The organism is Pseudomonas sp. 1L-C-7-B-C1 (assembly GCF_057291635.1).
Genome location: NZ_JBXAWH010000007.1, coordinates 205,955 through 229,345, shown reverse-complemented (window position 1 = coordinate 229,345; position 23,391 = coordinate 205,955). Strand labels below are relative to the sequence as shown.

Here is a 23,391-nt window from a genome sequence, read left to right as displayed (position 1 = left end):
TCAGATCTCCCGATAAACGAATTTGATGTACAGCCGGGCCAGCACGATGGTCAGGATCAGCATGAGGATCGCCTGCGCCGACGCGACGCCCTGATCGAACACCCGAAACCCGATGCGCTGGATGTACACGCTGACCAGTTCGGTTGCCGCGCCCGGCCCGCCGCGGGTCATGGTGAACACGGTGTCGAACATCTTGAGGATGTCAGCGGTGCGCAGAATCAGAATCACCGTCGCGCTTGGCAGCAGGAAAGGCAGCTGCACGTAGCGCACGATCTGCCAGCGGCTGCGGGTTTCCAGGCGCGCGGCCTCTTCAATCTCATTAGGCACCATGGTCAGCCCCGCCAGCAGCACCAGCGCGCAGAAGGGCGTCCATTGCCAGATGTCCATCAGCGCCACGGCAATGAACGCGTTGGTGGTGTCGCCCAGCCATTCGACCGGCCCGGCATTGACCACTGAGAGCAGGGCGTTGGCCACCCCAAAATCGCGGTTGAAGATCAGCCGGCCAATCAGCCCGGCTACGGCGGGCGCGGTGGCCAGCGGGATGACCAGGCTCATGCGTGCCAGCAGTTTGAAACCGGAAAGGCCAGGCTTGTGCAGCATCAGCGCGATGATCAGCCCCAGCGCCAGCTGGATCGGCACCACGGTGATGAGAAACAGCCCGGTTCGCCCCAGCGCGGCCCAGAACGACGCGTCGTTGAGCACATTGAGGTAGTTGTCGAAGCCGATGAAAGGCGTGGCGTCTTTTGGCCGGGCCAGGTTGTACTGGCGGAACGAGTTCACCAGGGCGAACACCGTCGGAAAGATGCCGATCAGCGCCAGGGCAACGGTCGCCGGGGCGAGAAAGGCGAAGGCCGCGCGGGTGTTATTCCACAGGGTCGGGAAGGGTGGTTTTTTCTTGTTGGTCATGGGAAGTCTCGAGGGTACGGACATCTCGCGGCGTTTTGCTGATTCACCGTGGGAATCGGCAGCAGCCGCCCCACGGTGGATGTTCAGCCCGTCACTTCAGCAATTTGACCTTGCCGTCGTAATACCCGGCCTTCTTCAGGATCTCCTCCATCCTGCTGCCGATTGCCTTGGCACCGTCTTCCACGCTGGTTTTGCCAAGCATGATCGCCGTGCCGTTTTCGCCGACCACTTCGGAAATTTCCGGCCATTGCGGGAAGCGCGGGCGGTAGTCAGGCACGCCGCCTTCCCACGAGGTCACCATCGGCTGCACGAACGGGTATTTCTTCTGCACGTCGGCGTCCTTGTACACCGACATCCGCCCGCTCACGCCACCGGCGTCCAGGTACGGCCGGGCCATCGCTTCGGAGGTGACCCACTGAATAAACAGCCATGCAGCGGCCTTCTGCTTGTCGTCGGACTTGGCGTTCACGCCCAGCGAGAACCCGCCAAGCGCCGGCTTCAGACCGGCCGGGCCCTTGGGCTCGGTGGCTACGGCCAGGCAGTCGGTGATTTTGGATTTGGTCGGGTCGGCCAAGGTGCCGTAGAACGCTGACCATTCGGTGATCATCGCGACCTTGCCTTGGGCGAGGGCGTTGACCGCTTCGTTGTGGTCGTAATCGACGATGCCCGGCGGCATGTATTTCATCAGGTCCTGACGAAATTGCAGCCCTTGCTGGGACGCCTTGGAATTGAGGTTGGATTTGAACTTGTCATCCAGCAGCGAACCGCCGAAAGGCCAGAGGAAACGCATGAAGCTGTCCGCTGATTGCGTTTCACCGCGCCGCGATTGCAGGGCGTAGGCGTAGCGGTCTTTGGTCTTGTCGGTGAGCTTGGGCGCGTAATCCTTGAGCAGCTCGTCCCACGTGGCCGGCGGTTGGTCGAAGCCGGCGTCCTTGAGCATGCACTTGTTGTAGAACAGCAGGCCGGAGTAGTTATCGAAGGGCAGGCCGTAGGTCTGTTTGTCCCAACTGCCGAAGGACTCCAGCAGGATCGGGAAGAAACCCTCCAGCTTGAGGTCCGGGTCGGCGAGCTTGGCGTCCTGGGTGAACGTGGTGACCGGTTCAAGCCAGCCGTTGCCGGCGAACTCGCCGATCCACACCACGTCCGTCAGCACAACGTCGAGCTGCTCGCCGGAGGTGAAACTCAGCACCTCGCGTTCGCGGCTATTCTCGTAGGGGACGGTTTCGTAGCTGACCTTGATGCCGGTTTTCTTTTCGAACTCCGGCAGCAGTTTGATGGCGGCGGCATAACCGGGGCGGTCGAGGAAAATCGCCTTGATTTCGGTGCCCTTGTATGGCGCGGCGGCCTCTTCCAGCGTCCAGGCCTGTGCGGCGCCGGAACCCAGCGCAATCGACAGGGCGAGGGCATTCCAAACCAGCTTCTTCATTTACGTGACCTCATTATTGTTGTGGGTGAGGGTTACGCGGGGACATGTGCGTGCGATGCCTGCAGGGGGTGCTGATGGTTATCTCTGGCCGGCATGCTTGGCGGGCCAGCCGCTTTTGATGAGCTCCTTGACATTTGTAATTTACGAATTACAAATGATCGTAGGACAAAATACATCGCTGTCAAATCACGGCGCCATTGCCGTAAAAGATGCCCAAACAACAATAATTCAGGGGATACGATTTTGACTGAGCTCAGTTTGAGTGGCGTCGAGAAAGCCTATGGCGAGATCAAGGTCTTGCACGACATCCACCTGAGTATCGAGAGCCGCGAGTTCGTGGTGTTCGTCGGGCCTTCGGGCTGCGGCAAGTCAACCTTGCTGCGCTGTATCGCTGGCCTGGAGAGCATCACCCAGGGTCAGATTCGCATCGGCGCCCGCGACGTGACCTACCTGGAGCCGGCCGATCGTGGCGTGGCCATGGTGTTCCAGTCCTACGCGCTGTACCCGCACATGTCGGTCTACGACAACATCGCCTTCGGGCTGAAGATGCAAAAGACCCCCAAGGAGCAGATCGAAGCCAAGGTGCGCAACGCCGCGCGCATCCTGCAGCTCGAACCGCTGCTCGACCGCAAGCCCAAGGCATTGTCGGGTGGCCAGCGTCAGCGCGTCGCCATCGGCCGGGCGATCGTCCATGAGCCGGAAGTCTTTCTGTTCGATGAACCCCTTTCCAATCTGGACGCCTCCCTGCGGGTGCAGATGCGTATCGAGATCGCCAAGCTGCACGCTGACCTCCAGGCGACCATGGTCTACGTCACCCATGACCAGGTCGAAGCCATGACCCTGGCCGACAAAATCGTCGTGCTCAACAAGGGTTGCATCGAACAGGTGGGCTCGCCGCTGGAGCTTTATCACCATCCGCGCAACCGCTTTGTCGCGGGCTTTATCGGCTCGCCGCAGATGAGTTTTCTACCCGTCACGGCGGCGGCCATCAGTGCCGAAGGCGTTCAGGTCAGCCTGCCGGGTGGCGAGCTGTTGTGGGTTCCGGTGACGGCCGAGCACGTTAAAGCGGGCGACCCATTGACCCTAGGCCTGCGCCCCGAGCATTTGTCGGATCGAGGCGAGGGCGATGCGCAGATTCCGGTTAAAACCCTGGTCGTCGAGCATTTGGGCGGGGAGACGTTTACCCACGCACAGACGGACGAGGGCCATGATCTGATGGTCAAAGGCGAGGGCATGTCGGCGGTCAAGGCGGGGCAATTGCTGCGCGTCGGTGTGCAGGGCCACCGTTGCCATCTGTTCGATGAGCAGGGTCAGGCGCTGGCGCACCGGCAGCATTACACCGAGGCGAACGTGAGTGGCGGGCAGGTTCCGGCGTCGGCGATCCAGGCGGGGTAATATGCCTGAGCTTCGATCAAGGCGCCTTGGGACGCCCGTTCCAGAGGGCCTTGCGCTGATTTTTCATTCAAGAGAAAAGTGTCAGCGCCGATACAGCCCCGGGCTCGATCCGTTTTCGGGCCGGATGTTTATCTCAAGGAGCTGTAAATGCGCATTACCCACCTTCTGGCGTTGGTCGGCACCGTACTGCTGACCGGCTGTTCGTCCATGATGAAACCTGCCGACAACCAGGTTATCGAAGCCAGTCCCCAGGACAGCGCACAGGTTGTTTTCATGCGCAGCGCGTTCATGGCCAAGGCTATCGATGCCTCCGTGTATGACGTGACCGGCGGCAAGACCCAGTTCATCGGCATTCTGGCCAACGGCACCAAGGTCGCCTACCCGACGACGCCGGGCCACCACACCTTCATGGTGGTCTCCGAAGCGGCGGACTTCATGGAAGCCGACCTCGCCCCGGGCAAGACCTACTATTCGATGGTCATCCCGCGCATGGGCATGTGGAAAGCGCGCTTCTCGCCATGGCCGGTCGCCCGCGATCCGAAGGCTGAATACAGCTCTCAGTCCAGCGACTTCAAGGACTGGATCGCCGACACCAAGTTGATGACCAACTCGCCGAAATCCCTGAGCTGGTTCGAGAGCAACAAAACCTCGGTCGAGTCCAAGCGGGTTGAGTACTGGCCGGTCTGGCAGAAGAAAAGCGCGGCGGACGTTGAACTGCGCACGTTGCACGCTGCTGATGGCCTCTGATCGCGGAGCCGCCTGCTAAAGCGGCTCGCACTCGGCATCAGTCTTCACTGCACCCCGAACAGCGCCGTCCAGTAAATGCCGGCGTCGCTTTTCGGGTCGGTGGCGTATGCAGCGCCGAGGTCATGAAACTGCGGGTTCATGAGGTTGGCGCAATGGCCGGGGCTGGCCAGCCAGCCTTCGACCACCTTGCGCGCGTTGTCCTGCCCGGCGGCGATGTTCTCGCCGATTTGCTGGCCGATGTACCCGGCCAGTTCCGCACGATCCCCCGGCGTCCCGCCGTTGCGGCCCTTGTGATCAAAGTAATTATTGTTGGCCATGGAGCGCGAATGGCTTTCGGCTGCGCTCATCAGGGTGTCGTTCCACACCAGCGGGGCAGCAGCGGAAAACGACTGAGCGCCGCATTGCTGAGGCTGCCTGCGCGCTTCATTGATCAGGCCCAGCAGTTTCTGTCCCTCGGCCTGCGCATTGCCCAGGCCGCCTGCCAGCAGTGGACGCGCCAGTACGATGCGCCAGTCACGTTCGTTGCGGCTGACGCCGATGTCGACGAACTGCGGATTGAGCACCACCTGACAAAAACTCTCCTGAATCGCCGCCATGGCCGCTTGCGCATCGCGCGGGCCCGAGAGGGTGATCGCCTGAACGCTGACCATCGGATACGACGCCCGGGCCAGCATGGGTTGCAGATCGACCGTGCCGCTGGCGGGCAGGTTGAGGCGCGGGTCGCTGTTCAGCGGCGGCAGCTCGTTCGACGCCACATTGGCGCAAGGCTGGGCCTGGCTGCGGTATGAATTGATCGACTGGATCAGCTGCGTTTCTTCGCTGGCCACGGCTGTCCCTGCCATCAGCAATGCCAGGGGCACAACGGCGAGACACTGGATGAATGATCTGAAACCCATGGAAAATCTCCCTCGAACTGACGCGCCCACGGTGCGCGATTTTACCTGTCGCGAATAGTCTGAGCCGCACAAACCGTGGAGGTTGCAGCGATCAGCAAGGATTTTGCAATAGCCGGCGCGAAAACCAGGTGAATCGGTCAGTGACGAGCGCTTCTGAGTGGAGGTCAGCCCACGCACTGCATTCATTTCAGCCGGCGCAGACCCTGATGAGTGCCGCGTGACCGGGCCGGCAGGTATGATGCAGCGCTCTACAGGTTACCGCTCTGTACGCTACCGCCATCGCCCGGATTCAGGATCACAATGCCCAGCCCCACGTTTACTGTCATGCGCCTCGACGCCACACCACCGGAATCGATCAAGAGCCAGATCATGCAGATGGTGATCGACTACGTCACCGAGCTCAGCATGGTCGCCATCGCCCCGAGCAATCCGTTGTACCCGCTGTATCAATACGGCGTCGGCCATGAGGTGCATCAGTACGTGCAGGCGATGGACGGATCGCGGGGGATTGCGGTGGAACTGATCGTGGCGCTGGATGCCGAGGACCCTTCGATCGTCATCGGCTTTTTGCTCTATCTGCCGGTCCAGCAGGACCCGCAGGCGTGCGCTGTGGCGTATATGGCGGTGCAGACGGCGCGCCGTCGTCAGGGCGTGGCGCGGGCCATGCTGGAGAAAATGACCGAATGCTACCCCCATGCCGAGCTGGCGTGCTTCGTCGCCAAGGTGCCGGTGTTCGAGGCGCTGGGCTTTCAAGTATTGGGCGCGCGCGGTCCACAGGTGCTGATGAACACCCGCGAGCAACAGACCGAGGGATTATTGGCCGTGCTCGACATTGCGCCGATCTACAACTCGCTGGAGGTGCGGCAAATCCACAGCTATCTGTTGAAACAGCACGGCAAGCGCGCGATGACCGACGCGGAAAAACAGCGTGATCGGCACATCGACCAGTTGACCCGCCAGGCGCGTCTGTTCGTGAACGGATTATTGGGCGAGTCGGGGGCGGACGCCTTTATCGGTCCGCGGCTGGTTTAACTCACGCTTCAGCGAACGGCCTCATTGAGGTCTATCCCGCGCGGGTCCTTGCTCCACATTTCCAGCAGGAAATCCCGCTCGGCGTGATGCAGCGTGCGTTCCATGGCCAGATGCCGCGCCAGGACCTGATGCACTTCGTGGCCTTCCATCGGGCAGCCTTCGATCGGGTGCAGCCAGTGGCAGGCGAGCACCGCGCCATCGGGGGTCAGGCTTTCGCGAATGCGCTCGATGATTTCCCCAAAGGCATCCGGCGTCAGGTAATAGGCCCATTCGCTGATGACCACGAGATCGAACTCCCCCGTCGGCCAGTCCTGGGGCAGACAGCCTTCCAGCACCTGAACATGGGCGTGCCCGCTCAAACGGTCGCGGGCCAGGGTGACGGCCCGGGGGCTGAGGTCCATGCACAGCAGCGCGTCGCAGCGTTCGGCCAGGCGCAGGCTCAATTCGCCATTGGCACAGCCCGGCTCAAAGATGCGTCCATAGCGCTGGCGCGGCAGGGCGGCGAGGGTCAGGTCGCGTTTGCGGTGTTCGTACCAGCGCGTGCGGAAGGCCCACGGGTCGTCGCTGTTGGCGAACAATGCGTCGAAATACTCACCGGAAACGCTCACAGAAACACCAGTTCGAAAGGTTGCAGCAGACGCTCCAGCGTCTGGGGGTTCAACACCGCAGGCGCGCCGGTGCTCGGGTCTTTTTCCAGCTGGCTCAAGTGGGCGCCGATGGCCTCGCGCTTGCGCCGCAGTTGCTCATCGCTGAGCCAGAATTTGCGGGCCTGCTCCCAGGGGATGCGCGGGTCGTTCGGTTCCGCCCAATGCCAGGCCCATACCGGAATTTCTACCAGCGTGGCGCCGGTGCTGGCGACCGCCTGGGCCGCGCAATGACCGACGGCTTCGTGGTCACAGTGGCCGTCGTGGCGCCAGGTGGTCAGCAAGACGTCCGAGGGACGCAGGTCTTCGCTGAGCAGGGCAATCAACGACTCGGCATGCTCGGCCACCTGGCCGTCACCCATTCCGAGGCGTTGCCAGGACAACCTCGACACGTCCAGTCCGAGGTGCGCGACGGCCTGCTCGCTTTCCCGCCGACGCTCGGTGCGCAGACGCTGCACGGGCCACAGCGGTGATTGCGGGTGGCTGCCTTCTCCGTCGGTGACGGCAACCAGCTGCACATCGTTCTGCCGCCTGGCCATCGCCGCGAGCAGGCCGCCGCAGGTCAGAATCTCATCGTCGGGGTGCGGCGCGAGCACGATCAGGCGCGCACCCGGTGGGACCAGTTCTTCCAGGGTGATGGTGCGTACACCGCGTAACGCCACGCTGTTTTGCCAAGCGCTCAGCGGTGTCCCGCTGACGCCGAATGGGTGTGCTTCGTTCATAGTGACCAATCCTCGGTTTCGCCCGTAGCGACGCGCTGGCCCAGATGCGCCAGATCACGTTCGGCGTGGCTTTGTCGGATAAACACCTGCAGGTCGGCGGCCAGGCGGGCAAAGTGCGGATCGCGGCAGAACGGCGTGGCACCCAGCGCCCGGCCGACATGCCGGCACACCTGTTCGACCGCCATTTCGACCTGCGCCCGCAGGCGCTGCACCGGCAGGCTCGCGTCATTGTGCGGATGCGCGTCGATCCATTCGGCGCATTCGCGCAAGGCCGCCGCCGCACCACACAGCGCTGCATCGACGCTGCCCAGATGAGCGTCGGCGTGGGGCTCGGGCCGTCCATTGTGTCGGTGCGCGCGCAAGGTCTTCGCCAGTGCCACTGCCGCGCCGTACCAGGCAGCAGCGATGCCGGCGCCGCCTTGCCAGAACCCTGGCCGGGAGAGGTACTCGCCGCTGTTGCCCACGCAAATGCCGACCGCGCCGTCGAAGTGCACGTCGCCGCTGGCGGTCCCGGCCATGCCCACGGCCTGCCAGGTCTCGCTGCTGAAGCGCACGCCCGGCTGCTTCAAATCGACGGCCACCAGTTGCGGCGCCTCATCGCTGGCCCAGGCGGTAAGCAGTGCGTAATCCAGCTGTTGGGCGCCGGAGCACCAGGCTTTTCGGCCATTGAGGCGCACTTTGTTGCCGTGTCGTTGACTGACGCCGACTTTGGCGTCAGGCGGCTCCGCGGCCCACACGCCCCAGATACCGGGTGCTTCGAAAGGCGCGGCATTGAGTTCATTGGCTCTCAATTCATGAAGAATCGCGAGGGCGTCGGTATGGCCTTCGTAGAGCTTGAGCAGCGCCAGATCGACGCCCGCCACCGTCGCCAATTGGCGCCAGCGTTCGAGGGTTTGACCGCCGCCCGGCAACGGCAGTCGGTCAAGGCCGCTGTTGAGGCAGCGCAGCATGGCATCACGCAGGGGAGCGGCCGATACCTGGGGATTGTCACGCTGGGCGAAATCCGCCAAAAGTGATTCAAGTCCTTGTGCATCGTCCCGCATGGCTGACTGCCTCCGTCCGTTGACGCCGACGCGAGGTGCGCGGGCTGTGGCATGGCCTGCTTGCGTGGCCTGCTGATGGCATTCGGCAGCGCCAGCGGGGCGGGGTTCAAACATTTCGTCTGCCGGACCGGTTGGATGATTTTCCACAGGGAGAATAGGCCAGCACGGTGCTCGACGGTAAACGCCCGGGTGCGCGGTTTTGTCGCAGTGGGCGTTTCTCGACCCATGGGCGTCAAGGGGTACAGCGCCATCGAGTGGTGTCGGCAAAATGCGCTCGTAACCCATTCAGCCCGGTTTTGCGCGACACTGTGGGGCACCTGTTTTTTTCGCTTCGTCCCTTGCTGCTGCATTGCGACTGCCAATGACGCCTGCGCTACTGCAAGGTGGACGAAAAAAGGGTTGGCGTGGGCGCCAGCCGCTGCTTTCGAGAGTTCGCCAGATGAATGAGTTTCTGACCCGCCGTCAGGTGGTCACCGGCATGGGCCTGTTGGGCTTGGGCCTGCTGGCCGGCTGTGACGGTTCGACCACTGCGCTGGATTTCAAGTACGGCAAAGATCTGAGCAACAAGATCATGGGCCGCACCTTCAAGCTGACCGACACCGACGGTGAGGTCAAAACCCTGTCGAGTTATCGCGGCTTGATGCCGATGGTGTTTTTCGGCTTCACCCAATGCCCGGCGGTATGCCCGACGGCACTGGCCCGCGCTGCGCAGATCAAAAAGCTGATGGGCGAAGACGGCAAGACGCTGCAGGTGATCTTCATCACCGTTGATCCCGAGCGCGACACGCCCCAGGTCCTCGACGCCTACGTTAAACAGTTCGATCCGACCTTCGTCGCCCTGCGCGGCACGCTGGAACAAACCGTTCACGTGGCCAAGGAATTCGGCGTGTTCTACGAGAAGGTCCCCGCGGGAAACACCTACACAATGTCCCACACCGCCACCAGCTTCGTTTTCGACTCCCGGGGTAACCTGCGCCTGGGGCTGTCGCCTTCGCTTTCCGCCAAGCAATGTGCGGAAGATTTGCTCACTGTCATGGAAGTCTGCTGATGAATGCTTTGTTGAATGCTGTCTCGCGCTCATTCGTTTCACGTGCCGTTGCGGTTGCTCTTCTGGCTGGGGTCAGCCTGACTGCTGCCGCGCAGACGCGGGTCGAGGATCCGTGGGTGCGTGCGACGGTGGCTGGTCAGCCGTCATCGGGGGCGTTCATGCGTATTACCGCTGACACCGACAGTACGCTGCTCAGCGTGAGCTCGCCGGTGGCCAAAGACGTGCAGATCCACGAAATGAGCATGACCAACGACGTCATGCGCATGGGCCCGGTCGACGCCGTGCCGCTGCCGGCAGGCAAGACCGTGGCCCTGGACCCGGATGGCTACCACGTGATGCTCATGGGCCTGAAGGGCCAGATCAAAGAGGGCGATCAGGTGCCACTGACCCTGACCGTGAAGAATGCCAGGGGCGAGACCGAAGTCGTGAATGTCACCGCCCCGGCGCGGGGAGCGATGGACATGAGTCATGATCATGGGATGACTCATTAAGCAGGACCCCCGACGTGTGGGACCGGCTTCAGCCGGGAAAGCGCGAGGTGCCACACCGCAAAAATGAGGGTGGCCACACCGACGTCTTCCCGGCTAAACCCAGTTCTACAAATGCACCGCGTAGGCTCAGTGGGACCTGACAGTTCCACCAACATCCAGTTTCCGGCCCTGACCGAATATCTGCATGAAATGAAAAACCGGTGGGAGTGAGCTTGCTCACGAAGACTTTAGTCCGGTCCCTGAAAATTCAGTGGATGTACCAGCGCCTTCGCGAGCAAGCTCGCTCCCACAAGACCGCATTCGCTATTGGGCATGCCTTAATCCCCAAACGCCCCCAGCAGCAACACCACGTTCAGCACGATGATCAGCAGTGCGATGCCCCAGGCCAGGGTCGTCAAGATTGGGCCGGTCACGAAATCCCCCATCAGCTTGCGGTCCGACACGAAGCGCACGAGCGGCACGATGGCGAAGGGCAGTTGCATCGACAGGATGACCTGGCTCAGCACCAGCAATTTCGCGGTGCCCTGGGCGCCATAAATGCTGGTCACCACAATCACCGGAATGATCGCCAGACCCCGGGTCAAAAGGCGGCGAATCCAGCCCGGCAGGCGCAGACGCAGAAAACCTTCCATGACGATCTGCCCGGCCAGGGTTGCCGTGACCGTGGAATTGATCCCCGACGCCAGCAACGCCACACCGAACAGCATCGACGCCATGCCCACCCCCAGCATCGGCGAAAGCAAATGGTAGGCCTGCTCGATTTCCACCACATCGGTCTTGCCCGCCTTGTGAAACACCGTGGCCGCGGTGATCAGAATCGCCGCATTGACGAACAGGGCCAGGGTCAGCGCGATGGTGCTGTCGGTCACCGCCCAGCGCAGGCCGATGCGCCGGCCTTCATCCGTGCGAGGGTAGGCGCGGGTCTGCACGATGGACGAATGCAGGTACAAGTTGTGCGGCATCACCGTCGCGCCAATGATGCCGATCGCCAGGTACAGCGCTTCGGGATTGGTGACCACCTCGGCCTTGGGGATGAAGCCGGCAAACAGCTCCGCCAGATCGGGCTGGGCCAGCACCATCTGGATCGCGAAGCAGCCAAAGATGACCAGCAGCAGCGCGATGACAAACGCCTCCAGCGCCCGAAACCCGCGGCCCATGAGGAGAAAGATAAGGAACACATCGACGGCCGATATCACCGCTCCCCAGATCAGCGGAATGCCGAACAGCAGGTTCAGCGCAATGGCGGTGCCGATCACCTCGGCCAGGTCGCAGGCGATGATCGCGATCTCGCAGGCCATCCACAGCGCGATGCACACCGGCCGGCTGCAGCGCTCGCGGCAGGCCCGCGCCAGATCCCAGCCGGTAACGATGCCCAGCCGAGCCGAGAGTGCCTGGAGCACGATGGCCATCAGGTTCGACAACAGGATCACGGACAGCAGCAGGTAGCCAAATTTCGAACCGCCGGCGATGTCGGTGGCCCAGTTGCCCGGGTCCATGTAACCCACGGCGACCATGTAGCCGGGGCCGGTGAACGCGAGCAGCCGCTTGAACCAGTTGCCGGTCTTGGGCATGGCGACACTGGCGCTGGGCATGCCCCCGCCGAGTGTGTCGTCGCCAGGGCTGGCAGGGTGATCGATGGGCGGCATCAAGGCATTCCGGCGTTAAGAGCAAAGAGTCAAAAGGGGTGGGGGAGGCAGTTCGCCTGGCGCCAATGAACGGTACCGCGGGAACCCGATAAGCCTCAGCGCGACAACGAGGTTGCTGCCAGGGAGTTTAGATAATCCCCAAAGCCTTCCTTGCAGCGGTAGTCCTTTCGAGCGCTGGTGGTGACGCTGTTCCCGGAAATCCACGCGATGGACGCCCCGATGCGCTGGAGGTCGGCGACCAGATGCACGTCCTCATGGGCGGCCAATGCCTTGAATCCGCCGGCGCGCCGATAGGCATCGGCACTCACCCCCAGATTGGCGCCGTGGATGTGCCGGTGGTCATCGACCGGGCGGTACAGCGAATCGTAACGTTGGCGCACGTGTTCCGGATGACCTGACCAGTCATCGACATCGACGATGCCGCAGACCGCGTCGACGTTCAGGCTGACCTGATGGGCCAGCCAGGCATAGGGCACCACGCTGTCGGCATCGGTGAATGCCAGCCAGCGAGCACCGCGCTCGAGCATCAGCCGTGCGCCCTCCGCGCGGGTCATGCCAACGTTGCGGTAGGCGCAAACGTGGGTCGTGATGCCATGGGCGGCGGCGACCCGGGCCGAGGCATCGGAGCAGTCGTCAAGCATGATGAGGATTTCCACGGGCTCGCCGCGAAGGTCTTCGTGGACGGAAGCGGCGATCAGGGATTTGATGCAGTCGTCCAGGAAATCTTCTTCGTTGTGCGCGGGGACAATAATTCCAATCATCGAAGTGTCTCGTCTCGGCACCTGCGCTGATCGCGGCGTCCTTCGATGTCGACCGAAGCGAGGGAAAATTGGTTTCAACTATTTTCGTTTGCGAAGACTAGCGTTTCGCTTGTCAGGGTCTGAGCCTTACCCCAAACGCACCGACGCCGCTGGTCAGCGGCGTCGGTGGCGTTACGTTATGGCGTCCGAATCAGGCTTCAGCCCGCCAGCAGCGCCTTGGCAATGGCCTCGTTGAACGCCGGCAGATCGTCCGGCGTGCGGGAGGTGATCAAGGTCCAGCCGTTGGCCGGGCATTCCTTGACCTCGGCGTCGACCCAATTGGCCGCGCCGGCATTGACCAGGTCAGTGCGCACGCTCGGGTATGAAGTCAAGGTCTTGCCTTCGATAACGCCGGCATCAATCAGCAGCCATGGACCATGGCAGATCGAGGCGACGGTTTTGCCGGCATCCGCGAACGCCTTGACCAGCTTCTGGGCATCGCTGTCCTGGCGCAGGGTGTCGGCGTTGACCGTGCCGCCGGGGATGACCAGTGCATCGAAATCATTGGCAGACAGGCCGGCCAGCTTGGTGTCGGACGTCACGACGGCGTCTTTGTCGGTGTCGTTCAGGAACAGTTGCGCGGTGCCGCCTTCGATGGAGGCGTGGGTGACTGCAGCCCCCTGACCCTTCAACGCTTCCAGCGGCTTGAGCAGTTCGTCGCGCTCGATGCCGGTATTGGACGTGATGATCAAAACCTTCTTGCCGTTCAATTGATTGCTCATGCTTACGCTTTCCTCTGAATTGAAGTGCTGAAGTTGAAACTGCACCTGCTGCGAGCAGGCGGTGTCACTTTCAGAGGAAGCCGGAAAAGCAAAAGTTCAGCCCGATTGCGTAACCGGGCTTAAGGATGGTGTCCCGGAATCCAGGCCGCGCACCCGAATTTCGGGGTCTGGGAACAATGTCGTGCGACGAAACGGCGCAGCGTGATCTACAACGTCGTCACAGGCATTCGCGAACGGCTTTTTCCAGCGCATTACGGCCGAAAGCTGACGACAGCGGGGTGCGTTGATACAGGAAAACCCGGGTATTGGGGTTGCCTTTGTAGACCTCGAGAATCTCATCGGACGCGATCTTCCCGGAGACCAGCAGTTTGTAGTGGCCCTTGCTCTCGGTCATCGTCGTGCCGGGCTTGAGTTGTTGCCACTTGGGGTAGATGCACTTGGCGTAATCGGACGGCGTCTTGGCGGTGTCGAAATTGAACGAGGGGTTGTTCGGTGTGGAGTTGCAACCCGTCAGTACCACGGCCATGGCGCAGCCCAGTAATGAGTACGGAAATAAACGGCGCATCAATTCATCCTGAATAAGAAAACGGAACAGTTCGACCGGGTCGATGGGCGCCTATGTTGACCAGCAACCGTGCAAATGAAAAGCACGGGTGATCAAAATTTTTCTCTCTCGTCCATGGCTGTTGGCCGCAGCGCGCGTCGAGCCTGTGAGGAATTTTTTCAGCGTTTTAGCCTCCACGCCACTGCGCCGTATGTTGCTCGTTTCGATTGACATTGCTCGTTTAAGGAATAAAGTGAGCATAAACGAGCAGTCGTAGTGTTGCGGCTTCTGCTCGTCATCGCCTGATCGACGGAGAGCACATGCCACACGATGAACTGCACAGGGCTGCGCGCTCAGTCCTCATGCCCGCGATTTCCGGACTGGCGCTGGATGAACCCCTGCGTCGCCATCTGCATGCCGGCGGGGTGGCGGTTTTACTGGGCGAGACCCGCGACGAATACCTGGCCCGGAGCATGAGTTTCGAGCGCCGCCGCGCAGAGACCCATGGGCATTTTTCCGTGATTGCCAGGGAGGCGGCGCTCTTCGCGGCGGCGCCTGTACTGATCGCTGTGGACCAGGAGCTCGGCGGTATCCAGCGCCTGCACGGTCTGGTCCCCGGCATGCCGAGCTCCACCGAACTGAAGCAGATGAGCAGCGAAGACATCGAGGCGCGCTGTTATGAAATGGCCAGCTCGGCGCGGATCATGGGCGTCAATCTCGTTCTGGCGCCCATTGTCGACGTGGTCACCGGGGTCAATCCCTGGCTGCATCAGCGCAATCTCGGTCCCGATCCCGTCGAAGTGGCGCGCATTGCCTGCGCATTCATCCGGGGTGTGCAGCGTGCCGGCGTGATCGCCACGGCCAAGCACTTTCCCGGTCATCACCGGCTCGAGCACGACCCGGCGACAGCGCGGGCATTCGTGCCCGATGACGCCGCCGCGCTCAGCGACGGAATGGACGTGTTCAGGCAGGTCATTGCAGCCGGCGTCGGGGCGATCATGCCCGGGCCTGCGGTGTTCCCGGCGCTGGATCCGCAGCAGTCGGCCAGCACCTCGGCGGCGGTGATCGGCATGCTGCGAGAGACCTTGGGTTTTGATGGGCTCATCGTGTCCGATGACCTCGACGCCGTGTCCATCCTGCGCGGCAACAGCATCGCCGACACCGCCATCGCAGCCCTGAATGCCGGCGCGCATCTGTTGCTGGTGTCAGCCGAAGCGGGCCTGGACGACCTCGCCCAAGCCATCGTCGATGCCGTGGCTCAGCGAGCACTTGATGCGCAACGCCTGCTGGCAGCGGCGCACACAGTCCGCGCCCACGCCCATGCATCCCGAGCCCAGGTGGAGGCAGGCCTGTACGTGTCCTACCCGGTCTCGGGCGGGCATCTGACCCGCCGAGTCATGATCTGAACCCCCGCTGCTTGCTGCCGACCACTTGCAGCTTGCAGCTTGTGGCTTGCCGCTCACCTCATTTGTACTCCCGGCCCGCGCGTTCTACTCTCGCCCTTCTGTACATCCCACTCTGTACACCCAAAAGGAAGGCCCGATGAGCTGGTCCGCCACGCAGTACTCCCTGTTCGAGCAGCAACGCACCCGACCGGTCCGCGACCTCGTCGCCGCCATTCCTCTGGCGTCCGCACAAATCGCCGTCGACCTCGGCTGCGGTCCCGGTAATTCAACCGAAGTCCTTGCCGAGCGTTTTCCCGATGCCACGGTGACGGGGCTGGACAGCTCCGACGACATGCTGCGTGAGGCCCGTCAGCGGCTGCCAAACGTGGCATTCGAGCTGGCCGACATCGGCGCCTGGAACCCGGCGCAGACCTACGACGTGATCCTTGCCAACGCCTCGCTGCAATGGGTGCCCGACCACGCGACGCTGTATCCGCGGCTGGTCAGCCGGCTGAATTCCGGTGGCGTGCTCGCGGTGCAGACGCCGGACAACCTGGAGGAACCCGCCCATCGTCTGGCACGGGAAATCGCCGCGAGCAGCGAGTGGGCGAGCAGGGTCGGCGACGTCAAACACCCGGACCGACACCCAGCGGCCTATTATTTCGAGCTGCTGCGACCCCATTGCGCTGAGGTCGATGTCTGGCGCACCACCTATCACCACCCGCTTGCCGGCGGGCACGGGGCGGTGGTCGAGTGGTTCAAGGGATCTGCGCTGCGGCCCTATTTGCAAAAGCTCGACGAGGCGGCGCAACAAGCGTTTCTTGAAACGTATCTGCGGGCGATCAGCCACGCCTACCCGGCGCTGGACGACGGCACGGTGCTGCTGCCGTTCCCGCGCTTGTTCATCGTTGCGACACGTTGAAGCGTGCGGCTTGCGCTAAGCCCCTGTTGTGCGAGCCGAGATCGATACCGCCGTTTCCTGATGGAGTGAGCATGAGCAATGACCCCGCCGAACTGGCCGCGCGCCTGATTCGCAATTTCAACGATGTGCCGCTGCAGCACGAGCGCCGCGACCCGCTGTACGAGAGCCACGCCGCACGCCTGGGCACCGACACCGCCGCGCAGAAGCTGGGCGCGTCGGTGGACATCGTCGCGCCGGGCAAGCGTTCTTGCCCCTATCATTTTCATTACGCTCAGGAAGAGATGTTCGTCATCCTCGACGGCGAGGGCACACTGCGGGTTGCGGGGCAAATGCTTCCGATCCGCAGCGGCGATGTGATCTTCATTCCGCCCGGTCCGGAGTACCCCCATCAGATCATCAACACCTCTGACGCGCCGCTGAAGTATTTATCCATCAGCACCCGCGAAACGCCTGAGGTGTGCGAATACCCGGACTCCGGCAAGTATCAGGCGATGGTCACCCTCAATGGAGCACGTGCGTTTGCGGCCGTGCAGCGCCCCGACGCGACACTGGATTACTGGGAGGGCGAGCCTTGATGCAAGGGTCATGTGTGCGCCGCTGGTTCGTTTGGTTATAACCATAGAACGTCTCGATCTAGGCTCGATATAAGAAAAACCGCAGTCCCTAGAGCAAAAATCGCTATCCTGCCCGCCGGCTTTTGAATGTGCAGTCAGGCAGAGCAATGGATTTTGGCAACGCAGGTTTCGTCGTCGCAGGGCTGGTGGTCGGTTTCATCGTTGGCATGACCGGGGTGGGCGGCGGATCGCTGATGACCCCGATTCTGCTGTGGTTCGGCATCAACCCCGCCACCGCGGTCGGCACTGACCTGCTGTACGCCGCCATCACCAAAAGTGGCGGCGTGCTGGTTCACAAAAAGAACGACAACATCGACTGGGGCATTACCGGCTGGCTGACCCTGGGCAGCGTGCCGGCTGCCGGGCTGACGCTGTGGTACCTGAACACCCTGCACACCGCACCGGACGCGATGAACCTGGTGATCAAACAGGCGTTGGGCGTGGTGCTGCTGCTGACGGCCCTGGCGATCTTTTTCAAGAAACGCCTGCTGGCATTTGCCCAGCGCCACGCCGGTGATCGTTACCGCCTCAGCAGCCGAAGCCTGAACGGGCTCACGGTGCTGACCGGCGTCATCCTCGGGACCATGGTCGCGCTGACGTCTATCGGCGCTGGCGCGCTCGGCACCGTGGCGCTGTTCCTGCTTTATCCCTTCCTCGAAACCCGGCGCCTGGTCGGCACCGAAATCGCCCATGCCGTGCCGCTCACCCTCGTCGCCGGCATCGGCCACGCCAGCATGGGCAACATGGACTGGTCGATGCTCGGCTACCTGCTGATGGGCTCGCTGCCGGGGATCTATATCGGCAGCCACCTGACCGGCCGCATCCCCGACGCCATCCTGCGTCCGTGCCTGGCGCTGATGCTGTTGGCGATCGGGTACAAATTGGCATTCTAAAAGCTCTTCAGAGGCGCCTGTCGACATAGCGGTCATGGGCGTCGGCCTGCTGGGGTGGGAACATCCGCGGGATCTTCAGCGGTCGGAACGCCACCTTGCTCGTTTCCGTGAGCAAGCTCATTCTCATCAAACGACAACGCGAATGTGGCGACGGATACACGAATTGTGGGAGCGAGCTTGCTCGCGAAGAGGCCGGTACATCCGCTAAATCTTCAATGACGGGAATGCCGTCTTCGTGAGCAAGGTGGAGCGCCACCCCGGTCACTCCCGCGGGGTATGTGTTTGCTGCAAGACATTCAGCGCCCGCACGCCCGGGCTCACTCCTTCTCCGCCCCCCAGTAACGCTGCATCTCGATGAACAGAAACGACGCGGTCCAGGTGATCAGAACCAGGCCCGTCAACGCTTCCAGCCCCGTCAGGTATTTCAGGTGCCCGCTGGGCGTGATGTCGCCAAAACCGATGGTGGTGTAGGTCGTGAACGAGAAGTACACCGAGTCCATGAAGCTGCCGTCGAAATTTCCTGTCAGACGGCCCAATGTGTCGGACCGGTTCATCAGGTAATAGCCCAGGGCAAAGATCCAGACTTCAACGGCGTGGGCGACCAGTGCACCGAGCACGCCGATGACGACCCTGAACCGATGCCGAACCCCAAGCCTGGGCATGAGCTGATTGAGGCGAATCAGGCATTCGTAGTGCACGAGCACCACCGTGGTGATGATCACGATATTGATGAGGGTGACGGCGAACATGACGCTCTCCCGATCAAAGCGTCGTCAGGCCTTTTTCGTAGCCGCTGATGAGGGTTCGCAGCCGCTCCAGGTCGAGGATGTCCACCGCGCGTCCGGAGATCCTGACGATTCCCTGACTGCGCAGCGAGCCGATGGCGCGGCAGATCGTCTCCAGGCGCAGGCCCAGATATCCGCCGATGTCCTCCCGGCTCATGCGCAAAACAAAGGCAGTGCCGGAGTAGCCCCGGTCCGCCATGCGGCAGGAAAGATCGAACAGAAAGGCGGCCATGCGTTCCTCGGCATTGAGTTGACCCATCATCAGCAGCATCTCGTGGTCCCTCACGATCTCCAGGCTGAGCGCCCGGTTAAGGTTGCGCTGCAGGGAAGGCAACTCGCGCGCCAGCCGCTCCAGCTGGCTGAAGTGGATGGGACAGACTTCGCTGTCCTCCAGCGCCATGGCGTCGCATTCATGACGATCATTGCTGATGGCATCGCAGCCCAGCAGTTCGCCGGACATTGGGAACCCGATCAGCCGTTCACGTCCATCCCGGGACGTAATGGTGGTTTTGAAATAGCCTGAGCGCACCGCATAGAGTGAGCGAAGGGGGTCGCCGGCACGGAACAGCACCGCACCTTTTTTGATTTTCAGCCGCTGCGGGATGATGGTGGACAAGCGATCGGTGTCATGCACGCTCATGCCAAGGGACAGGCAGAGCTCGCCGACGTTGAAGAACGCGCACTCTGCGTTGAGGAATAAACCGGGAACGGCAGCCAGATGGGCAGTCATGTGCATCTCCTTGAGCGGTCCAGCATAGGCGCCCGCGCGGGCCAGTGACAGCGGGCATCGTTGAAGTGGATGAGCGGGGGCGCTGACTCAGGGCTTCTTGATCCAGATCAATACCGGGCCACTTCAGACGAGCACACTGGTCGTCGGTTGATTCTGGTCAGCCACCGCCAAACCCATCGCGATCATGGGAGGCTCATGAGGCAACTCCATGACTGATCATTCGCGCCCGTCACTGCTGGTGCTGAACGTGGGTTCTTCCAGCGTCAAGTTTTCCCTCTACGACGCCGCCGCAGATGCCGCAGCGGACAACGCCTGTCTCGGCCACGGCAGTTTCGAGGTGCACGCCGACGCTGAGCACCTGACCTTCCGCCACGCCGACGGCACGCATCAACGCGCACAATGGCCACACGCCGACGGCCCAGCAGACACCGGCACGTTGCGAAACATGATGGGGTGGATTGAGCAACACACCGAAGGACGCCTTTGCGCGGCAGCCCACCGCGTGGTCCACGGCGGCGACCGCACGCTGACAGGCGCCCGCGTGGATTCGACCCTCATGCGCGAGCTTCACGCGCTCGTGCCCATGGCGCCCCTGCATCAGCCGCTGTGCCTGGCACCCATTCTCTATCTGGCTCGAGAGCACAGCGGCCTTGCTCAATATGCCTGCTTCGACACGGCCTTCCACCACACGCTCGATCCGCTGGAGACCTCATTCGGGCTGCCCCGCGAGATGACCGAACAGGGCCTGCGTCGCTACGGTTTTCACGGGCTGTCCTACGAATACATTGCCGGTGTCCTTCCCGAATACGATGAGCGCGCAGCGAAGGGCCGCACGATTGTGGCGCATCTGGGTAACGGCGCCAGTCTGTGTGGGATGCATAACCGGGTCAGCCGGGCCACGACCATGGGCTTCAGCACGCTGGACGGTTTGTTGATGGGCACGCGTCCCGGTCGGCTGGACCCTGGCGTTCTGCTGTACCTGATGCGCGAGCGGGGCATGAACGCCGAAGCCCTCGAAGACCTGCTGTATCACCAGTGCGGGTTGCTGGGTGTGTCCGGCGGCATCGCCAGTGACATGCGCGAACTGACAGCCAGCACGGCGCCAGCGGCGGAAGAGGCCGTTGCCTTGTTCGTGCGCAGCGTGGTGCGGGAGATCGGCGCGATGGCGGCGGTCTTGGGCGGGCTCGACGCGTTGGTCTTCACCGGCGGCATCGGCGAACACTCGACGCCGGTTCGTAACGCGATCCTTGATGGCTGCGCCTGGCTTGGCCTGGCGCACTCGTCTTCATCCGACGCGCCACCAGGCGCCTGCCTGTCGCTGCCCGGCAGCAAGGTTTCAGCATGGACCATTGCCACTGACGAAAACGCCGTCATCGCCCGCCACGCCCTCGAGCTGCTGCACAGCGTCGCGTGAATCGACCTGAGCGCATTCGTGCGCCGCACACCTTGCGAATTGCACCCAGCGGAGTCGCCATGTACAGCTTCAACCCGTCACTCTCCAGCGTCGATGAAACCAACGTCAGCCGTGTGTCCTGGATCGAGCCCGACACCTCGCCAGGCCCCTTGGCTCCCGAACTGCTCTCGCGCTTGCACCGCTACTGGAACGCCGCGAATTACCTGTGCGTCGGTCAGATCTACCTCAAGGCCAATCCCTTGCTGCGTGAACCGCTGCTGGCCGAACACATCAAGCCCAGGCTCCTGGGGCACTGGGGGACCTCGGTCGGGCAAAATTTCATCTATGTGCACTTGAACCGGCTGATCAGCGAGCGTCGCACCGAGACCCTCTTTATTTCAGGGCCCGGGCATGGCGGTCCGACCATGAACGCCTGCGCGTGGCTTGAAGGCACCTACAGCGAAGTGCACCCGGACATCTCTGCAGACGAAGCCGGCATGCTGCGCTTCTTTCGCAGCTTCTCCACCCCCGGCGGCGTGCCCAGTCACTGCGGGCCGCACACGCCCAACTCGCTCCACGAAGGGGGCGAGCTGGGCTATTCGCTCATGCATGCCTTTGGCGCGGTGTTCGACAACCCCTCATTGTTGGTGGCCTGCGTGATCGGCGACGGCGAAGCCGAAACCTGTCCGCTGGAAGGCAGCTGGAAAAGCGTGCATTTCCTCGACCCCCGCCGGGACGGCGCAGTGCTGCCGATTCTGCATCTCAACGGCTACAAGATTTCCGGGCCGACGGTCGAAGCACGGCTCGCCGATGACGATTTGCTCGAGCTCTATCGAGGCCGGGGTTACCAGCCGATCATCGTCGCCGGCGATGACCTGCCGGGCATGCACCAGCGCTTCGCCGCCGCGCTCAACCGCTGTGATGATCTCATCCGCGAGATCCAGGCCGCCGCCAGAGAAGGTGCCGGGGCGGTGCGCGCGCGCTGGCCGATGATTATTCTGCGCAGCCCCAAAGGCTGGACCGGCCCCAAGGTCGTCGACGGTCTGCCGGTGGAGGGCACGTTCCGCGCCCATCAGGTTCCCCTCGCCAACGTCATCGGTAACCCGGAGCACCTCCAGCAGCTGGAAGACTGGTTGCGCAGCTATGAACCGCAGACGCTGTTCGATGAACAGGGGCGTCTGGCGCCGGAACTGCAAGCGCTGACGCCGCCACCGGCGCTGCGCATGGGCGCAATTCCCTACGTGAACGGCGGCCGTATGCTGGTCGCGCTGGACCTGCCGAACTTCGCCGAATACGGCCTTGAAGTCCCGGGGCCGGGCCAGGTCATCGCCGAAGCGCCGCGCAAGCTCGGCGAGTACCTGCGCGACGTGATGCGCAACAACCCGCGCAATTTTCGCGTGTTCGGGCCGGACGAGACCAATTCCAACCGGCTCAATGCCGTGTTCGAAGCGAGCAACCGGACCGCCGCCGGGCCGTGTCTGGGCATCGATGACCACCTCGCCTCCGACGGGCGTGTCATGGAGGTGCTGAGTGAGCATCTCTGCGAAGGCTGGCTGGAAGGGTATCTGCTCACCGGGCGCCACGGCATGTGGTCAACCTACGAAGCGTTCGCGCAGGTGGTCGATTCCATGGTCACGCAGCACGCAAAGTGGTTGCAGCAGAGCCGTGAGTTTGCGTGGCGCCGGCCGCTGGCCTCGCTGAACATCCTGATCAGCAGTCACGCCTGGCGCAACGACCACAATGGTTTCAGCCATCAGTCCACCGGGTTCGTCGACAACGTGCTGCAGCGTCGCTCGGATGTGGTTCGCGTGTACTACCCGCCGGACTCGAACTGCCTGGTCAATGTCTTCGACCACTGCCTGCGCAGCCGCAACTACGTGAACGTCGTGACCTGTGGCAAGCAGCCGGATTTCCAGTGGCTGGACTTCGATGCGGCCCTCAGGCACTGCTCCCAGGGCGCGTCGATCTGGTCGTTTGCCGGCAGCGGTGATGACGAAGCCCCGGACGTGGTGCTCGGCTGTGCGGGGGATGTGCCCACCACCGAGGCCGTGGCCGCGGCGTGGTTGCTGCAAAAGTACGTGCCAGGCATTCGGGTGAGACTGGTGAACGTGGTCGACCTCGGCATTCTGAGTGCCCCCGAAGATCGGCCCCACGGCATGGATCACGCCTCCTTCGAGGCGCTGTTCACCCGGGACGCGCCCGTGATGTTCGCCTTCCACGGCTCGACCTGGGTCATTCACTCGATGGTCCACGGCCGCGCCAACGAGGCCCGTTTTCATGTGCGCGGTTTCAGCGACCGAGGCACCACCACCACGCCCTTCGACATGGTGGTGCTTAACCGCATGAGCCGCTACCACCTGGCGATCGACGCGTTGAGCCACGTCCCGCATCTGCGTGCCCACAGCCTGGATGCCGTGCACTTCTTCGAGAGCCAGCTACGCAAACATGATGCCTGGATTCGTGAGCACTTCGAGGACATGCCGGAGATCAGAAACTGGCGCTGGACAGCCGATTTCAGCGAGTCCGAAACGCCGCCGCCGTTGGCCAGGGGGCATGTCCGCGGGCAGACCTTTACGGACGCGTGACAGGCCGCCCGATCAATCGATT

Annotated in this window: 23 protein-coding genes; 11 read left to right on the top strand and 12 right to left on the bottom strand. The window is 62.6% G+C overall.

The genetic code is table 11. The features are described 5' to 3' along the window. Both AC0Z8Z_RS13290 and AC0Z8Z_RS13285 read right to left on the bottom strand, forming a co-directional pair. Entirely contained in the window at positions 1-906 is a 906-nt protein-coding gene (locus tag AC0Z8Z_RS13290; RefSeq protein ID WP_485619418.1) for a carbohydrate ABC transporter permease, read from the bottom strand. Between the two features lie 91 nt (positions 907-997). Continuing rightward, positions 998-2,332, bottom strand: a complete 1,335-nt coding sequence (locus tag AC0Z8Z_RS13285; protein ID WP_485619417.1) for an ABC transporter substrate-binding protein — start codon at positions 2,330-2,332, stop codon at positions 998-1,000. Positions 2,333-2,575: 243 nt separating this feature from the next. Between AC0Z8Z_RS13285 and AC0Z8Z_RS13280 the strand changes: the two genes are divergently transcribed. Both AC0Z8Z_RS13280 and AC0Z8Z_RS13275 read left to right on the top strand, forming a co-directional pair. Next, positions 2,576-3,727, top strand: a complete 1,152-nt coding sequence (locus AC0Z8Z_RS13280) for an ABC transporter ATP-binding protein (RefSeq protein WP_485619416.1) — start codon at positions 2,576-2,578, stop codon at positions 3,725-3,727. A gap of 147 nt (positions 3,728-3,874) precedes the next feature. Then, positions 3,875-4,474, top strand: a complete 600-nt coding sequence (locus AC0Z8Z_RS13275) for a hypothetical protein (protein ID WP_122534605.1) — start codon at positions 3,875-3,877, stop codon at positions 4,472-4,474. Between the two features lie 44 nt (positions 4,475-4,518). On the opposite strand, the gene AC0Z8Z_RS13270 is transcribed toward AC0Z8Z_RS13275, so the two are convergent. Further along, complete coding sequence (locus tag AC0Z8Z_RS13270; RefSeq protein ID WP_438826348.1) at positions 4,519-5,316, bottom strand: CAP domain-containing protein; 798 nt, start codon at positions 5,314-5,316, stop codon at positions 4,519-4,521. Positions 5,317-5,670: 354 nt separating this feature from the next. On the opposite strand from AC0Z8Z_RS13270, the gene AC0Z8Z_RS13265 reads away from it, so the two are divergent. After that, entirely contained in the window at positions 5,671-6,402 is a 732-nt protein-coding gene (locus tag AC0Z8Z_RS13265; protein WP_485619415.1) for a GNAT family N-acetyltransferase, read from the top strand. A gap of 8 nt (positions 6,403-6,410) precedes the next feature. Here the strand turns inward: AC0Z8Z_RS13265 and AC0Z8Z_RS13260 are convergent, their stop codons facing one another. From AC0Z8Z_RS13260 to AC0Z8Z_RS13250, 3 genes are read right to left on the bottom strand one after another with little or no spacing between them, the layout of a single operon-like run. Next, positions 6,411-7,010, bottom strand: a complete 600-nt coding sequence (locus AC0Z8Z_RS13260; RefSeq protein WP_485619414.1) for an SAM-dependent methyltransferase — start codon at positions 7,008-7,010, stop codon at positions 6,411-6,413. Next, the gene (locus AC0Z8Z_RS13255) at positions 7,007-7,768 is read right to left on the bottom strand and encodes a PIG-L deacetylase family protein (protein WP_485619413.1); all 762 of its coding nucleotides are present in this window, start codon (positions 7,766-7,768) and stop codon (positions 7,007-7,009) included. The genes AC0Z8Z_RS13260 and AC0Z8Z_RS13255 overlap by 4 nt, the downstream gene beginning before the upstream one ends. Beyond that, positions 7,765-8,811, bottom strand: coding sequence for an acyl-CoA dehydrogenase family protein (locus tag AC0Z8Z_RS13250; protein WP_485619412.1), 1,047 nt, complete (start codon positions 8,809-8,811; stop codon positions 7,765-7,767). The genes AC0Z8Z_RS13255 and AC0Z8Z_RS13250 overlap by 4 nt, the downstream gene beginning before the upstream one ends. A gap of 439 nt (positions 8,812-9,250) precedes the next feature. Between AC0Z8Z_RS13250 and AC0Z8Z_RS13245 the strand changes: the two genes are divergently transcribed. Together AC0Z8Z_RS13245 and AC0Z8Z_RS13240 are read left to right on the top strand one after the other, a co-directional pair. After that, positions 9,251-9,859, top strand: coding sequence for an SCO family protein (locus AC0Z8Z_RS13245; RefSeq protein WP_122534611.1), 609 nt, complete (start codon positions 9,251-9,253; stop codon positions 9,857-9,859). Next, entirely contained in the window at positions 9,859-10,350 is a 492-nt protein-coding gene (locus AC0Z8Z_RS13240) for a copper chaperone PCu(A)C (protein ID WP_485619411.1), read from the top strand. The genes AC0Z8Z_RS13245 and AC0Z8Z_RS13240 overlap by 1 nt, the downstream gene beginning before the upstream one ends. A gap of 317 nt (positions 10,351-10,667) precedes the next feature. Here the strand turns inward: AC0Z8Z_RS13240 and AC0Z8Z_RS13235 are convergent, their stop codons facing one another. From AC0Z8Z_RS13235 to AC0Z8Z_RS13220, 4 genes are all read right to left on the bottom strand, one after another. After that, positions 10,668-11,942: an Nramp family divalent metal transporter gene (locus AC0Z8Z_RS13235; protein ID WP_216843222.1), complete on the bottom strand. Its 1,275-nt coding sequence runs from the start codon at positions 11,940-11,942 to the stop codon at positions 10,668-10,670. A gap of 149 nt (positions 11,943-12,091) precedes the next feature. Continuing rightward, positions 12,092-12,757, bottom strand: coding sequence for a glycosyltransferase family 2 protein (locus AC0Z8Z_RS13230; RefSeq protein WP_485619410.1), 666 nt, complete (start codon positions 12,755-12,757; stop codon positions 12,092-12,094). 197 nt (positions 12,758-12,954) lie between these two features. Then, positions 12,955-13,518 (bottom strand): type 1 glutamine amidotransferase domain-containing protein, encoded by a 564-nt coding sequence (locus tag AC0Z8Z_RS13225; RefSeq protein WP_172612595.1) that lies wholly within the window; start codon positions 13,516-13,518, stop codon positions 12,955-12,957. Between the two features lie 217 nt (positions 13,519-13,735). Next, positions 13,736-14,083 (bottom strand): hypothetical protein, encoded by a 348-nt coding sequence (locus AC0Z8Z_RS13220; protein WP_485619409.1) that lies wholly within the window; start codon positions 14,081-14,083, stop codon positions 13,736-13,738. A 299-nt stretch (positions 14,084-14,382) separates the two neighbouring features. On the opposite strand from AC0Z8Z_RS13220, the gene AC0Z8Z_RS13215 reads away from it, so the two are divergent. The 4 genes from AC0Z8Z_RS13215 to AC0Z8Z_RS13200 all read left to right on the top strand — a co-directional run bounded on the left by AC0Z8Z_RS13215 (position 14,383) and on the right by AC0Z8Z_RS13200 (position 17,876). Further along, positions 14,383-15,468, top strand: a complete 1,086-nt coding sequence (locus AC0Z8Z_RS13215) for a glycoside hydrolase family 3 N-terminal domain-containing protein (RefSeq protein WP_485619408.1) — start codon at positions 14,383-14,385, stop codon at positions 15,466-15,468. A 136-nt stretch (positions 15,469-15,604) separates the two neighbouring features. After that, the gene (tam, locus tag AC0Z8Z_RS13210; protein WP_485619407.1) at positions 15,605-16,369 is read left to right on the top strand and encodes a trans-aconitate 2-methyltransferase; all 765 of its coding nucleotides are present in this window, start codon (positions 15,605-15,607) and stop codon (positions 16,367-16,369) included. A gap of 71 nt (positions 16,370-16,440) precedes the next feature. Next, the gene (locus tag AC0Z8Z_RS13205) at positions 16,441-16,944 is read left to right on the top strand and encodes a cupin domain-containing protein (protein ID WP_485619406.1); all 504 of its coding nucleotides are present in this window, start codon (positions 16,441-16,443) and stop codon (positions 16,942-16,944) included. A gap of 146 nt (positions 16,945-17,090) precedes the next feature. Continuing rightward, on the top strand, positions 17,091-17,876 hold the full coding sequence (locus AC0Z8Z_RS13200) for a sulfite exporter TauE/SafE family protein (protein ID WP_122534620.1): 786 nt from the start codon (positions 17,091-17,093) through the stop codon (positions 17,874-17,876). A 317-nt stretch (positions 17,877-18,193) separates the two neighbouring features. Here AC0Z8Z_RS13200 and AC0Z8Z_RS13195 read toward each other — a convergent pair whose 3' ends face one another. Next, positions 18,194-18,625 (bottom strand): potassium channel family protein, encoded by a 432-nt coding sequence (locus tag AC0Z8Z_RS13195; RefSeq protein WP_172612590.1) that lies wholly within the window; start codon positions 18,623-18,625, stop codon positions 18,194-18,196. Between the two features lie 13 nt (positions 18,626-18,638). Further along, positions 18,639-19,391, bottom strand: a complete 753-nt coding sequence (locus AC0Z8Z_RS13190; RefSeq protein ID WP_485619405.1) for a cyclic nucleotide-binding domain-containing protein — start codon at positions 19,389-19,391, stop codon at positions 18,639-18,641. A gap of 208 nt (positions 19,392-19,599) precedes the next feature. On the opposite strand from AC0Z8Z_RS13190, the gene AC0Z8Z_RS13185 reads away from it, so the two are divergent. Together AC0Z8Z_RS13185 and AC0Z8Z_RS13180 are read left to right on the top strand one after the other, a co-directional pair. Continuing rightward, a complete protein-coding gene (locus tag AC0Z8Z_RS13185; RefSeq protein WP_485619404.1) occupies positions 19,600-20,805 on the top strand; it encodes an acetate/propionate family kinase in 1,206 nt (401 codons plus the stop codon). A 59-nt stretch (positions 20,806-20,864) separates the two neighbouring features. After that, complete coding sequence (locus tag AC0Z8Z_RS13180) at positions 20,865-23,369, top strand: phosphoketolase family protein (protein WP_485619403.1); 2,505 nt, start codon at positions 20,865-20,867, stop codon at positions 23,367-23,369. Positions 23,370-23,391 lie beyond the last annotated feature (22 nt).